Annotated in this window: 10 protein-coding genes and 1 pseudogene; 2 read left to right on the top strand and 9 right to left on the bottom strand. The window is 72.9% G+C overall.

Translation table 11 applies throughout. From position 1 onward, the window contains the following. Positions 1–110 precede the first annotated feature (110 nt). A protein-coding gene (locus ACW9J6_RS28840) for an IS630 family transposase (RefSeq protein ID WP_457116050.1) occupies positions 111–1,057 on the top strand; the annotation gives its coding sequence in 2 pieces (ribosomal slippage) (positions 111–450 and positions 450–1,057; 948 coding nt in all). Between the two features lie 19 nt (positions 1,058–1,076). On the opposite strand, the gene ACW9J6_RS28845 is transcribed toward ACW9J6_RS28840, so the two are convergent. The 5 genes from ACW9J6_RS28845 to tsaE all read right to left on the bottom strand — a co-directional run bounded on the left by ACW9J6_RS28845 (position 1,077) and on the right by tsaE (position 7,866). Continuing rightward, positions 1,077–1,523, bottom strand: coding sequence for a 2'-5' RNA ligase family protein (locus ACW9J6_RS28845; RefSeq protein ID WP_457119789.1), 447 nt, complete (start codon positions 1,521–1,523; stop codon positions 1,077–1,079). 96 nt (positions 1,524–1,619) lie between these two features. After that, the gene (gene addB, locus ACW9J6_RS28850; RefSeq protein ID WP_457119790.1) at positions 1,620–4,733 is read right to left on the bottom strand and encodes a double-strand break repair protein AddB; all 3,114 of its coding nucleotides are present in this window, start codon (positions 4,731–4,733) and stop codon (positions 1,620–1,622) included. Between the two features lie 330 nt (positions 4,734–5,063). Continuing rightward, positions 5,064–5,585 (bottom strand): GNAT family N-acetyltransferase, encoded by a 522-nt coding sequence (locus tag ACW9J6_RS28855; RefSeq protein WP_457119791.1) that lies wholly within the window; start codon positions 5,583–5,585, stop codon positions 5,064–5,066. Beyond that, positions 5,582–6,328, bottom strand: a complete 747-nt coding sequence (locus tag ACW9J6_RS28860; protein ID WP_457119792.1) for a nucleotidyltransferase family protein — start codon at positions 6,326–6,328, stop codon at positions 5,582–5,584. Before ACW9J6_RS28860 ends, ACW9J6_RS28855 begins: the two co-directional genes overlap by 4 nt. An 8-nt stretch (positions 6,329–6,336) precedes the next feature. Then, positions 6,337–7,866: a tRNA (adenosine(37)-N6)-threonylcarbamoyltransferase complex ATPase subunit type 1 TsaE gene (gene tsaE / locus ACW9J6_RS28865; RefSeq protein ID WP_457119793.1), complete on the bottom strand. Its 1,530-nt coding sequence runs from the start codon at positions 7,864–7,866 to the stop codon at positions 6,337–6,339. A gap of 264 nt (positions 7,867–8,130) precedes the next feature. Between tsaE and ACW9J6_RS28870 the strand changes: the two are divergent. After that, positions 8,131–8,424, top strand: a pseudogene (locus ACW9J6_RS28870) (GIY-YIG nuclease family protein). 92 nt (positions 8,425–8,516) lie between these two features. On the opposite strand, the gene nagA reads toward ACW9J6_RS28870, so the two are convergent. The 4 genes from nagA to ACW9J6_RS28890 all read right to left on the bottom strand — a co-directional run bounded on the left by nagA (position 8,517) and on the right by ACW9J6_RS28890 (position 13,307). Further along, a complete protein-coding gene (nagA, locus tag ACW9J6_RS28875) occupies positions 8,517–9,680 on the bottom strand; it encodes an N-acetylglucosamine-6-phosphate deacetylase (RefSeq protein WP_457119794.1) in 1,164 nt (387 codons plus the stop codon). Continuing rightward, positions 9,677–10,675 (bottom strand): SIS domain-containing protein, encoded by a 999-nt coding sequence (locus ACW9J6_RS28880; RefSeq protein ID WP_457119870.1) that lies wholly within the window; start codon positions 10,673–10,675, stop codon positions 9,677–9,679. Before ACW9J6_RS28880 ends, nagA begins: the two co-directional genes overlap by 4 nt. Positions 10,676–10,680: 5 nt before the next feature. Further along, positions 10,681–11,583, bottom strand: coding sequence for an N-acetylmuramic acid 6-phosphate etherase (locus ACW9J6_RS28885; RefSeq protein WP_457119795.1), 903 nt, complete (start codon positions 11,581–11,583; stop codon positions 10,681–10,683). A 98-nt stretch (positions 11,584–11,681) separates the two neighbouring features. Continuing rightward, positions 11,682–13,307, bottom strand: a complete 1,626-nt coding sequence (locus ACW9J6_RS28890; RefSeq protein WP_457119796.1) for an ABC transporter substrate-binding protein — start codon at positions 13,305–13,307, stop codon at positions 11,682–11,684. Positions 13,308–14,147: the final 840 nt, after the last annotated feature.

Genomic DNA, 14,147 nt, shown 5'->3' on the forward strand with positions numbered 1-14,147 from the left:
TAGAGCATTTATCGTTCAGGTAGAAATGGCTTCGCTTGGCTGGACGTGGTCCCGCTCCTATGTGGATGTTACCTGGTGGAGATCAATCCTCAGGTGCACGAGGAGGAACCGTGCCTGCCGCCCTGTCCGTCGATCTTCGTCGTCGCGTCGTTGCTGCTCTGGAGCAGGGCTTGTCCTGCTCGCAAGTCGCCGAGCGGTTCGGCGTCAGCCCAGCCAGTGCCAGCCGGTGGCGCACCCAGTTGAGCTGCGACGGTTCGCTAGCAGCTGCCCCCATGGGCGGGGACCGTCGCTCGGCTGATCTCGAAGAGCACGCCTCGGTTCTGCTCGACCAGGTCGCGCGGACGCCCGACCTGACGCTGGCCGAGTTGAAGGGTCGTCTGTCCCGGCGCGGGGTCAAGACCTCGCTCAGCGCGATCGCGCGCCTGCTCACGCGGCACGGCCTGACATATAAAAAAAGACAGCGCATGCCGCCGAGCAGCAACTCCCAGACGTGAAGGAAGTCCGCGAGGCGTGGTTTGAGGACCAGCTCGACCTGGATCCGGAGCGGCTGGTGTTCGTGGACGAGACCGGGGTCAACACCAAGATGGCGCGTTTGCGCGGGCGAGCGCCCTGCGGCGAACGATGCCGGATGGCGACCCCGCACGGGCATTGGGCGAGCACGACGCTGGTGCTGGGCTTGCGCAGCGATGGGCTGGTCGCCCCGCATCTGCGCCGCGGCGCGATGACCGGTGCCGCATTCCTGGCCTACGTGAAGGAGGAGTTGGCGCCGAGCCTGCGCCCGGGCGACACGGTGATCCTCGACAACCTGTCGGCCCACAAGGTGGAGGGGGTGCGCGAGGCAGTCGCGGAGGTGGGAGCGCGGATCCTGTATGTCCCCGCCTACTCGCCAGACTTCAACCCGATCGAACAGGTGTTTGCCAAGATCAAGGCGCTGCTGCGCAAGGCGGCAGCGCGCAGCGAGGAGGCTCTGTATCGGGCCGTCCAGCGCATCCTGCGCTGCTTCAAGCCACGGGAGTGCGGCCGCATCATCGCTGCGTCGGGCTACGATGCCGACTGAGCCGCAAGCCAAGCTATTTCTAACTGAACGGCAAACGCTCTAGCGCAGCCTCATGCTGATCATTCTTTACCCGCGTGCCCAGCGTGCAGTGAGGCTTCCACGTTCCAGGGCGGTAATGCGGCCGACAAGAAGTAGGATCGATGGTGGCGTGAATTGCTTCGTGGATTTTTCGCAAGATCACGCTGGGACGGGGCGAAGCCCATAGAACCATCGGCGGCCCATCAAAGCTGCAAATGGCGTCAAAGGTCAGCGTGAGCGCGCCGAGGTTTCTGCTGGCTTCATCGAGCGCCCTCCGAACCTCATTTTCTCCCACCACATCACCCTCGTAGATGGCGAGGGTAACGTGGGGCGGGTAGCCGAGGAGAGCCATTGAGGGTCGATCCTCGAACTGCTGGACAACATCCCACAGCGCACGAACGACGCCTGCGCTCGGATGGTCGCTCCGAAGTGAAATCGCGAACCCCATGCCCCGACCCCCGCAGCCGCCGCTTCTCACCTATCAGGGGTCAGCTTTCCACCCTCAGCGGCCGACCACACGGTCGAGCCGAACGAGTTTTGACCCCTACGCCCCCTCCCCCTCCACCAGCGACCACTCCTTCACCCGCGCCAGGTGGTCGTAGGCCGAGACGGCCCGGGCGTATTTCGGGTAGGGCCGCGACAGGTAGGCGGCCTCGCCGGTGAGGAACCGCGCCACGAGCCCCTGGAAGCGGCGGGCGTGCTCCTCCACGAGATCCTCCACCGTGCGGGTCTCGCCCCGGGGCGGCTTGAGCGGCACCGGGTCGAGCGCCACCTTCCCGCCGCTCGCGCGCACGTAGAGGAGGTCCGGCACCGTCGCCGCCGCGCCGAGGTCGCGGAAGCCGCCCGCCCGCAGCATCGCGGCCTCCAGGGTCAGCTGCGGCGCGAAGCCGGCGAAGACCTCCTTGGCGCTCGGCGGCTGGCCGGTCTTGAAGTCGACGATGACGTGGGTGCCGTCCCGCCGCGCCTCGATCCGGTCGGCGCGGGCGCGCAGGGTGAAGTCCTCGCCCGGGCCGATCGGGAAGCGCCAGCGGCCCGAGATCTCCGCGTGGACGCGCGCCAGAGCGGGGCGGCGCTCCGCCTCCCAGGCGAGGTAGGCGGCGGCCATCCGTTCGAAGCGTGGCCACCACTCGGCGTAGAGCTCCGGATAGGCGTCCGCGATCGGCGCGAAGGCGTTGGTGGCGAGGTCGTAGAGCGGCACGACCGGATCGGCCGGCAGCGCCTCGGGGAAGCGCTGCGCGAAGCCGCCGAGCACGTCGTGCACGATCGTGCCCCGGTCGCTGGCGCTCGGCTGCACCGCCACCGGCTCCAGCCGGTCGAGCCCCAGCACGTGGCGGGCGAAGATCGCGTAGGGGTCGCGCACCAGGGTCTCGACCTCGGTGACGCTGAGCGCCCGCGGGAACAGGGCCGGGTCCGGCCGCGGCGCGGGCCGGGCGAGGCGCGGCGGCACCGGCTCGGTGCCCCGGTCGAGGGCGGCGGCGAGGCCCCGGAACCGGGCGCCCGCCGCGACGCAGCCGGCCCAAGGTCCCTCGCCCATGAAGGCGCGCAGGCGCTGCAGGAAGCGCGACGGCACGGTGGGCGAGCCCTCGCGCTTGTGGGCGCGGGTGATCACCGCATCCGGGCAGCCCAGCGCCTGCACGAAGTCGTGGGCGGTCTGGCCGAGCCGCCGCTCCGGGGGCGACAGGCCCACCGCCCCGCGCATCGGGCGGTTGAGGAAGGCGTCGGTCTCGGCCTTGGGCGGCCAGACGCCCTCGTCGAGGCCGGCCACCACCACGCGGTCCACGGAGAGGAGCCGCGCCTCCAGGAGCCCGAGGATGCGCAGGCGCGGATGCACCCGCTCGCGCCGCTCGGCCACCACCCGCTCGCGGGTGAGCGCCGTGAAGAAAGCCGGGTAGTCCGAGAAGCGGCCGCCGAGGTGGCCCGTCTCGGCGAGCGCGAGGTCGTCGAACAGCCCGTCGAGGACGGCGAGCGAGGCGTCGTCCTCGACCGCGTCCGGGCCGGCGAGGAGGAGGTCGCAGGCGTCGCGATGCGCCTGGGCGAGGGCGACGAGGTCGAGGGGGGAATCGTCCTCGTCGATGAGGAAGTGCCGGAAGGCGGCGCCGAGCCGATCCACGAGGTCGGCCGCGGCGTCCCAATTCGCATCCGTCAGCCGGCGCACCGGGCGGGGGGCGTGCGGGCGCTCCTCGCTGCGGGCGAGGCGCAGAGCCTCGGCGATGCCGGCGAATCCCTTCGCCGGGGCGGGGCCGCGCAGCACCCCGATCTCCAGGGCCGTCGCCGCCCGGTCGAGGTCGGGCCGCGCCAGCCCGAGCCGCGCCAGCGGATGGGCGAGGAGCGCCAGCACCCGCTCGGGCTTGGCGTCGAGGGCGGCGATGTCGGCGGCGAGCCGGGCGAGGCGCCCGGCCGGGGCGAGCGCCAGCGGCTGCCCGGCGGTGTCGTCCGCCACGATGTCCCAGCGCCGCAGCTCCGCCGCCACCCGCCGGGCCAGCATCCGGTCGGGGGTGATCAGGGCGGCGGTGCGTCCCGGCGCCTCCAGGGTCTCGCGCAGGGCGGCCGCGATCGCGAGCGCCTCCTCGCGCTCGTCCGCCGCCTCGATCAGGGTCAGGCCGGCGCCCCCCTCCCGGGCGAGGGGGGCCCGCGCCTGCGGGTCGAGATCCGCCCAGGCGTCGGTGGTCTCGGCCGGGCGCAGGGCCTGGGACAGGAGGACCGCCCGCGCCCGCGCTCCGGCCGAGGGCGCGCCGAGGGGCCGCACCGCGTCGCGCGGGCAATCGAGGGCGCCCGGGCCGAGGAGCCGATGCAGGATCGCCTGGGGATGGCCATGCGCCACCGCCTCGTCGGTCTCGATCGCCGCCCAGCCCTCCGCGTCGAGGGCGAGGTCGAGGCCCGGCAGCACCACGGCGCCCCGCTCCATCCCGGCGATGGCGGCGATCAGCGCGGCGGTGGCCGGGATCGAGCCGGTCGAGCCCGCCACGACGATCGGGTCGCCGGGCCGCTCCCGCCGCAGGCGCGCGGCCTCCGCCAGGACCAGGGCGCGGCCGCGGGCGACGGGGTCGCTGACGCCCCGCTCGGCCAGGATCGCCGGCCAGGCCTCGGCGGCGATGTGCACGAAGTCGAGGGTGAGCGAGAAGTATTGCGAGAACTCGGCCTCGACGGCGCGGCCGAGCTCCGTCCAGGGCAGGCCCTCGACGGTGAGCGCGTCCATCAGCCCTTCGAGATCCGCCGCGAGCCCGACCGCGTCGGCCGGCGACGAGGGCACCCGGAACGGCACCTCCGCGTCGAGGGGCAGGAGCCGCCGGTCGACGCTCGCCGCCCAGGCCTGGACGAGGCGGGCGAGGATCAGGCGCCGCTCCAGGGCCGGGATCGGCGGGTGCAGGACGTCCTCGCGCCGCTCGCCCGCGGGCGCCGCGGCGAGGTCGAGTTCGGCCTCGTCCGCCTCGCCGAGGGGGATCATGCGCGGCAGGAGCGCCGCCGGGCCGCAGCGCCGGGCGAGTTCCGCGGCGAGCGCCCGCGCGGCCCGGCGCGTCGGCAGGTAGAGCGTGACCGCGGCGAGCCCGAGCGGGCCGCCCGCGACCGGGCCGACGAGCGTGCCGTCGAGGAGCGCGTCGGCGAGCACCCCGAGGAAGGGCAGGCCGGGCGGGATGGTGAAGATCCGGTCCTGGCTCAATCGAGAGGTCCCACGCCTGTTCGCCGTCGTCGGGGGCCCGACACGCTGTCGGACGCTCAATCCCGGCGCGGGATCCCCTCTCCCGAGTGGGAGAGGGGTAGGGGTGAGGGTGGCTCGGCGTCAGGATCGTCCTGAACCGTCGAGCTGGCAGCGGCACGGTCCTGCCTTCCTGCGGGACCGTCTCCACCCTCACCCCTACCCCTCTCCCACCCGGGAGAGGGGATCCCGCGCCAGGATCCGGTCCGGGGCATCACATACGCTGTCAGGATATCACCTCGGCCGACAACGCAACCTCCACCCGCCCGAGATCCGGGCATTCCTCAGGTCCCCTCACCCCCGCCCGCCTCGATCGCGCGCAGGAGGTAGCGCACCGTCTTCGTCCCGCCGTGGATCGCCGCCTCTCCGACCGGCCGGAAGCCGAGCGCCGCGTGGAGGGCGTCGGAGACGGGTTGGCGGCTCGCGGTTCACCTCGCAGGCGACGCGATCGTGCCCGGCCCGCGCCGCCTGCGCGAACAGGGCGGCGTAGAGACGCCGCGCGCAGCCCCGCCCGCGCCAGGCCGGCGCCGTGACGAGCCGGTCGACGTAGACGAAGCGGTCGTGACGCGCGCGGAACCACAGGAAGTTCGGGCTCGCGTAGGGCGCGTCCTGGTCGAGGGCGATCAGGAAGGCGGCGACCTCCGCCCCGGCGACGAGGGCGCGGGCGAAGACGGCGGCCTCCACGAGGGCGCGCAGGCCCGCGGCGTCGAGGGCCGAGGTCTCGGTCGCGTGGGCCGCGTTGAGGGCGAGGATGCCGGGGAGCGTCGCCGGACCGGCCGGGACCTCGCGCAGCGGCGGGTCGGCCCGCCCGCTCACGGCTGGGTGGGGCTGGTGCGGACCCGCTCCTCGGCCGCCTGCAGCGCCTCGGGCGTGCCGACATGCAGCCACTGCCCGTCGAGGCGCAGGCCGTGCAGCCGCCCCCGCGCCGCCGCGCGGTCGAACAGGAGGTTGAGCGAGAAGGGGCCCTCGGGCGTGTCGGCGAAGAAGGCGGGCGAGACGATCGTCACCCCGGCGAAGACGAAGGGCGCGACCTCGCGCTCGGCCCGGCGGGCGAGCCGTCCGTCCTTGCTCATGTGGAAATCGCCGTAGCCGTCGTAGCCGAGGCTGGTGGCGCTCGACGCGACGAGGAGCAGCATGTCCATGGCGGCCGGATCCCAGGCGCCGATCAGCCGGGCGAGGTTGGGACGCGGCCCCTCCAGCCAGAACGAATCGGAGTTCAGGATCAGGAAGGGCGTGTCGCCGAGCAGCGGCAGGGCCTTGCGGGCGCCGCCGCCGGTCTCCAGCAGCCGGTCGCGCTCGTCCGAGATCGTGATCCGCGGCGCCCCTTTCCGCCGCAGGAGATGCGCCTCCATGAGGTCGGCGAGGTAGTGGACGTTGACCACCGCCTCCGCGATGCCGGCCTCGGCCAGGCGGTCGAGGGCGTGGTCCACCAGCGCCCGGCCGGCCACCTCCACCAGGGGCTTGGGCACGGTCGCGGTGATCGGGCGCATGCGCTTGCCGAGGCCGGCGGCGAGCACGAAGGCCCGGGTGATGGCGGGGCGCTCGGGTGTGTCGCTCATCGGGGCGGTCAGGGGGCGGGAACGAGGTGCGGCAGATGGGACGCATACCACGCCCGCACCCCCGTCAGCGACGGATGGGCGAGGTTGCGCTGCAGGTAGCCCTCGATCCGGGGCAGGTGGGCGAGGTAGCCGGGCTTGCCGTCGCGGCGGTCGAGGCGGGCGAAGATGCCGAGGATCTTGGTCGCCCGCTGGGCGCCGAGCACCGCGTAGGCGTGGGCGAAGGCCTGCACGTCGAAATCCGGCTCGCGCAGCTTGCGCTCGCGGGCGTAGAGGCCGAGCAGCCGCAGTTCGAACTCCGCTGTGGCGTCGACCCGCGCGTCCTGCAGCAGCGAGACCACGTCGTAGGCGGGGTGCCCCATCACCGCGTCCTGGAAGTCGATGAGGCCGATCCGCTCCGGACCGTTGCGGTCGGGCAGCCAGATCAGGTTGGGCGAGTGGTAGTCGCGCAGCACCCAGGTCGGACGCTCCGGCAGGATGGCGCCGAGCGCCTCGGCCCAGGCCGCCGTGAAGCCGGCCCGCGCGGCCTCGTCGAGGGTGGTCCCGGCGCGGGAGGGGGCGTACCAGTCGAGGACGAGTTCGGTCTCGAAGACAAGCGCCTCGAGGTCGTAGTCGGGCAGCGGGTGGTCCAGGCCCTCGGTGACCGGAAGGATCGCGGGGAGCGGGGTGGCGTGGAGCCGCGCCAGCACCTTCACGGCCTCCGCGTAGCGCTCGGGCCGCGGCCCGCCCGCATCGGCGACGGGTTCGGTCCCGAGATCCTCCAGGATCAGGAGCCCGGCCTCCAGGTCCTGGCCGAGGATCTTCGGCGCGGAGAGGCCGAGGGCGCGCAGGCCCCGGTCCATGGCCACGAAGGCGTGGACGCTCTCGGCGAGCTTCACGATGGCGCTGTAGGGCTTGCCGTCGCGCACGGGCGGTCCGTCCGGGCGCGGCGGCGCGATCATCAGGATCGCGGTGGCGCCGTCCGCTTGCGTCAGCCGCTCGTAGGCCCGGCTCGACGCGTCGCCCTGGATCGGGCTGCGCAGGGCCTCGCCCCAGCCGCTGCGGTCGAGGAGCGCGCGCAGGGCCCGCGCCCGGTGCAGGCGCTCGGCCATGCCGCCGCCGCCGATGAGGCGCGCGAACCGGGCGCTGTCGCCGAATTCGGGCTTGAGGGCGAGGTCGACGAACAGGGTCGGGCCGCTGCGCGGCGGCAGCCGGTCGGGCCACTCGACGAGGGTGATCGCCCGCTCGGTGGCCTCCTCGAAGCCGAGTTCCACGAGTTCATCGGGGCCGCGCAGGCGGTAGAGGTCGGCATGCACGAGGGCGGTGCCGTCGCGCGCCTCGTAGGGCTGCAGGAGCGTGAAGGTCGGGCTCGGCACGTCGAGGTCGGGCTCGCCGGTCCGCTCGCGGATCAGCGCCCGCGCCAGGGTGGTCTTGCCGCCGCCGAGCCCCCCTGAGAGCGCCACGAGGTCGCCGGGCACGAGCAGTTCGGCGAGGAAGCGCCCGAGATCCTCGGTCGCGCTCTCGTCCGGCAGCACGATCTCCCAGGGTGTGCGCGCGTCCATCGCCTCCCGGTCCACTCCGCCCATCCTCGTCGCCCGGCCCCGCGGGCCGGAGATTGTCATAAACGAGGAACCTTAATTGAACCATGTGGGTGGGGCGGGTGTCGGGGGGGGCGCCCGACGCCCTGTGTGATTTTTCACTCCTCCCTTGACCCACCCTCCCCTTTTCCGGACGACTGCAGCGTCAGCGGAAGGAGATCCGGAAACCGGCACAGTATCTTGCGAAGCACCGAACCCTGCTACGCTTCCGCGCGCCGGAGGTTTCCCATGCGGACGCGGGCCTATGTCTACATGCTGGCGAGCGATCGCAACGGCACTCTACACCTCGGCTCGACCGTTGATCTTGCGCGGCGCCTCCACGAACACCAGCACCGCCTCACGCCGGGCTTCACCACGCGGTACAATGTCGACAAGCTCGTCTGGTACGAGCCCTACGACCGCATCGACGAGGCGCGCCATCGGGAATACGCGCTCAAGAAATAGCGCCGCGACTGGAAACTCGCCCTGATTGAGCAGATGAACCCGGAGTGGCGGGATCTGAGCGGGGACCTCGCTCAATAGTGAGCCGCTTCGCGGCAGCTTATTGTGCTGGTTTCCGGATCTCCTTCCGCTGACGCTGCAGTCGTCCGGAAAAGGGGTGGAGAGCCTAGAGATCACGGGTCATGAACAGCAAGCTCGCCTCCCACACACGTCCCCCAGACCCGCAGCGCCTCGTCCAGCACCACCAGATCCGCCGCAAAGCCCGGCGCCACGCGCCCGATCCGATCGTCGAGGCCGAGCCACCGCGCGGGCGTGAGCGCGGCCATGGTCAGGGCCTCGGCCAGCGTGGCCCCGCCCCGCGCCACCATGTGCCGCACCGCCCCCACCATGGTGAGCGCCGAACCCGCCAGCGTCCCGTCCGGCCCGGTCAGCCGGTCGCCCACCTGTTGGATGTCCCGCCCGAACAGCGTGAAACCCGCCGCCGGCCGCGGATCGCCCACCGGCGGCATCGCGTCGGTGACGAGCATCAGCCGGTCCCTCCCCTTCAGCCGCCGCGCGATGGCGAGCGCCGTGTCGCCCACGTGATGCCCGTCCGCGATGATCCCGGCGAAGACCCGCCGATCCGCCAGCGCCACGCCCACCGCCCCCTCCTCGCGGGCGGTGAGCTGCGACATGGCGTTGAACAGGTGCGTCGCGCCGCTCATCCCCTCGTCGAGGGCGCGCCGGAAGGCCGTGCCGTCATCGGCCGTGTGGCCGGCGCTCACCCGCGCCCCGCGGGCCACCAGCGCCGCCACGATGCCGGGCGGTGCCACCTCGGGCGCCAGGGTCACGAGGGTGATGCCGCGGGAGCCGAGCCCCGTCAGGAGCTCCACGTCGCCGGGCGCGAAGGTCGCGAGGCGGGCCGGGTCGTGGATGCCGGGCCGGCGCGGGCTGAGGAACGGCCCTTCGAGGTGGATCCCGAGGATGCCGGGAACGCCCGCCGCGATCGCCTCCGCCACCGCCGCCACCGCGGCGGCGATCACCGGCCGGTGGTCGCTGATCAGGGTCGGCAGCAGCGCGGTGGTGCCGCCGGACCGGTGGGCCGCGGCGATGCGGGCGACGGTGGCGGGCGTCGGCGCGTCGTTGAGGAGCGCGCCGCCACCGCCGTTGACCTGACAATCGACGAAGCCCGGCGCCAGCACCGCGCCCGGGGGCAGCGTCATGCAGGGCAGGCCGGCGGGCGGCGCCCGGGCGATGTCGGCGATCACCCCGTCGCGCAGGACCACGACGCCCGGACCGCGTTCGGCCTCGCCGTCGAAGATCCTGTCGGCCGCGAGCGCCAGGGCGGGGGCGCTCACAGGGTCTCCGTGACCTTGGCGAGTCCCGGCGGCGAATCCGGGTCGAAGCCGCGGCGGCGGGCCTGCGCCTCGATCGCCCGGTAGGCGGGCACCAGCATGGCGATCGGGTCGCAGGCCGGATGGCCCTCGCCGAGCCAGGGCAGCGACGCTTCCGGCCCGCCGCAGGCCCACACCGGAACGCCGTCCCACCGCAGGTCCCGGACGAGGTCGTCGATGCCGCCGCTGAGGGAGTCGGCTTGGCGGAGCGCCAGGAGCGGCGTGCGGGGCGAGAGCGCGGCGCGCGGGCCGTGGCGCAGCTCCGCGGCGCTGTAGCCGAGGGCGGGCAGGCGCAGGGTCTCGGCGAGCTTGAGGGCGATCTCCCGGACCGGGCCGAGCCCGTGGCCGCGGCCGGTGACGAAGGCCGCGCTCGCCCCCGCGAGGTCGTCGCCCCAGGCCGACCAGTCGAGGGACAGCGCCCGCTCCAGCCGCTCCGGCAGGGCCGCGAGACCGGCGGCGAGGGCCCTGTCCTGCGCCCAGGCGGCCACCAGGGCCGTGCCGGCGATCAGGGAATTCACCACGGTCTTCGTCGCCGCGACGGCGCGCTCGGGTCCGGCCTCGATGGACAGGACGAGGCTCGCGGTGTCGGCGACGGGCGAGTTCGGGTCGTTGACGATCGCCAGGGTCAGCGCCCCGCCCTCCCGGGCGGCCCGGGTCGCGGCCACGAGGTCCGGCGAGCGGCCCGATTGCGAGATCACCACGAACAGCGCGCCCTCGACCCGGGGCGGGCGGTCGTAGCCGGTGACGACCGAGGGCGCGGCCGCCGAGACCGCGAGCCCGAGCCGGGTCTCGATCAGGTAGCGCAGGTGGATGCCGGCGTGGCTCGACGAGCCCCGCCCGCAGATCACCGCGAAGGGGAAGCGCCGCCGCGCGAGCGCGACGCCGATCCCCGCCGCCTCGCCCGCCCCCGTGCAGAGGGGCGCGGCGACCGCCGGGATCTCCGCGATCTCCCGCGCCATCCGGGTCATCGCGGCGCCTCCTCGCCCGCGCGCCCGGCGGCGAGCGCGTGGCGCAGGTTGTCGCCGTGGCGGGCCAGCAGCGCGTCGGCGGCGGCGCGGCTCGCCCCGGCGCCGATCAGCACGGCGCGCTTGATGTCGCCCTCCGCCTCCGCCAGCGCCCGGGCGGCGGCCTCGGAGCCGCAGCCGGCGAGTTCGGCCACCATGGCGATGCCCCGCGCGCGCAGCTTCCGGTTCGTCGCCCGCATCGCCACCATGCGCCCGCGGTAGACCCGGCCGAGCCGGATCATGATCAGGGTCGAGAGCAGATTCAGCACCACCTTCTGGGCGGTGCCGGCCTTGAGCCGCGTCGAGCCCGCCAGCACCTCCTCGCCGGTGGCGACCAGCACCGGGTGGTCGCAGGCCTCCAGCACCGGCGTGGCGGCATTGTTGGCGAGCCCGATCGTGACGGCGCCGCGCGCGCGGGCGGCGCGCAGGGCCGAGACCGTGAAGGGCGTGGTGCCGCTCGCCGACAGCCCGACCACGACGTCCGCCGGCCCGATCCCGGCGCGGGCGATCCAGGCGGCGCCGTCGGCGGTCGAATCCTCCGCATCCTCCACGGCCTGGATCAGGGCGCCGTGGCCGCCCGCGATGGCGAAGGCGAGGCGCTCGTCCGGCCAGTCGAAGGTCGGGGGCAATTCCGCCCCGTCCTGAACGCCGATCCGCCCCGAGGTGCCCGCCCCGGCGTAGACGAGGCGGCCGCCGCGGCGCAGGGCCGCCTCCGCGGCTTCCGCCGCCGCCGCGATCGCCGGCAGCGCCGGCCCGACCGCGGCCACCGCGGCGAGCTGGCCCTCCCAGAGCGCCTTGAGGACGTCGAGGCCGTCCCAGGCGTCGAGGTCGACGTAGCGGGGGCTGGCTCCCTCGGTGCTCATGGGTCGGTTCCTGAGGCGCCGCGACCGTGGGGCGGCCCGGCTTCCTCGTCACTAACTCGACCCTTCCGTCAAGGATCCCGCGGACCGTGCCGGTGCGCTCAGGCGAGCGTCGTGAGGTCCTGGAACCAGTGCTGGGCCTGCACGTAGCCCTTCACCTTGGCCGAGAGCGCGTGCGGGTTGGTGTCGTGCACCACCCAGACCTGCACCGCGTCGTCCACCACGATCTCGTGCACGCGGGCGAGCAGCCGGTCCTGCTCCGCGGTGTCGAAGCTCGCCTGGATCGTCTCGCAGAGGGCGTCCACCTCCGGGTTGCGGTAGTGACTCCAGTTCACCCCGGTCGGGGCGATCTGCTTTGAGGCGTAGAAGCGCAGGATCGCGTAGAAGGGGTCCGAGGTGACGTAGGCGATGTTGCTGCCGGTGACGCCCTTGAGCGAAGGGTCGGCGGCGCCCTGGCGCCAGGCCGTGTAGGCGACCTCCAGCTCCACCGGCTGGAACTCCACCGCGATGCCGATCTCCGCCCAACTCTGCTGCACGAACTCGTTCATGGGCAGCGACAGCATCTGGCCCGAGCCGCCGGTCGGGATGATGAACTTGGTGCGCAGCGGGTTCTGCACCGAGTAGCCCGCCGCCTGGACGAGCTTGCGGGCGGCGTCGGGATCGTAGCCGATCTTGAACGTGGGCTTCCCGAACCAGGGGCTCGACGGCAGCACTTGCCCCACGGCCGGGGTGGCGAGCCCGCCCATGAGCGCCGCGACCCCGTCGCGGTCGATGGCGAGGTTCGCCGCCTTGCGCAGGCGCAGGTCCCGCCACGGGCTGCCCTCCAGCATCGACAGGTGGTAGTTCCAGACATGCGGCGTGTCGTTGCCCACGACCCGCATGCCGGCGGCCTTGAGACGGGGCGCCGCGTCGGGCGCGGGCGTCTCGATCAGGTCGACGCTGCCGCTCAGAAGCGCATTGGCCCGCGCCAGGGCGTCGGGGATGCAGGTGAGCGACAGGCGCGCGAGCTTCGGCATCCGCCTGCGGTCCCAGTAGGTCTCGTTGGGCACGAGGTCGAGCCGCACGCGGGGCACGAGCTGGCCCATCCGGTAGGGACCGGTCCCGGAGGGCTGGAAGGCGAATTTGTTCCAGTCGCGGCCCAAAGCCTCGAACTGCGCGGGCGAGGAGATCAGGAACCACAGCATCTGGTAGGGGAAGAGGGCGTCGACCGCCTTGGTGGTGACCTGCACGGTCATGGGGTCGAGCTTACGGTAGCCCGCCACCGAGGGCAGGCGCGGACGCACCTGCGCGGCCTGGCGCTGGTCGTAATGCGGTGCCTTGTCGTTGAGCACCTTCTCGAAGTTCCAGACCACCGCGTCGGCGTCCAGGGCCGAGCCGTCGTGGAATTTCACCCCCTCGCGCAGGCGGAAGACCCAGTTGCGGCGGTCGGCCGGGTCGCTCTCCCAGGAGGTGGCGAGACCGGGGACCAGCTTGCCGGCCCGGTCGGCGACGTCGAGTTCCCAGGCGACCAGGGGATCGTAGAGGGTGAGGCCGGTGAACTGGTAGCCGCCCGCGCCCCGGTCCGGCTGGCCCGTGGTCAGCGGCAGGTCGAAGAGCGAGATGCCGTAGGTCAGGGTGCCGGCGGGGGCCGGCGCCTCCGCGGCGAGCACCGACCCGGTGGGGCCCATCGCCGCGAGGGCAGCCGCACCGGCGACGAACTGGCGGCGGGATGGAGAGAACTCACGCATCGGTAGCCCCGGCTGAGGCGCGGCCTTTCCGGCCGCGTCGGTTGTGCGGCCGGGCGTCTGCAAGTTGTATGCAACATGCCAGCCGGGGCCCTGCGGCGGGGCGCCGCTGGGGGCGTCAGAGATGACGTAACGGCATGGTTCGACCGGATGAATCTGTCGGGCTACCCTCGATCGGAATCCGTGCGCGTCGCACGGCTCTCGGCAGCGGCCGACTCGACGCGCCAGGGACATGGCACGGAGTCTCGCAGAGCAGGTCCATGGATCGGCAACCCCAACCCTATTCCTGCCGCGAGGCCCTCTCCCCCGTGTGGGCTGAAGCATTCGCACGTGACCGGATCAACGGCACACCGGGGACAGTGTCAGGCCCTTCATCCCTTTTCCAAAGGCGAGAGGGGTCGGGGGTGAGGGTGGCTCGCCGTTAGGAAGAAGACGAAACTATGCCGCCGGCAGCTCGACGGTCCACATCGATCCTGAAACCGAGCCACCCTCACCCCTACCCCTCTCCCAATCGAGCTACCGTGTGCACACATCTCTCGTGAGAGCAGAAAAGCCCTCTACCGCAGAACGTTACAGGTAATTTCAAGGTGTATCGCGGGATCCCCTCTCCCGTGCGGGAGAGGGGTAGGGGTGAGGGTCCAGGTGGTTCAGCAAGAAAACTGAACCGCCCCGCTGCCAGCACGGTGCTCGAAGCTTAATCCTGAAGGGTCCGGGACCCTCACCCCTGCCCCTCTCCCGCACGGGAGAGGGGTTCCCCGCGCCGGGCTCGCCGAGTCATGCGCTTGAACAAACGATTGCCGCGTAAAATTTTTCGAACGCTGTGTAGACACGGTAGCCCAATCG

It is taken from the genome of Methylobacterium sp. JK268 (assembly GCF_054052225.1).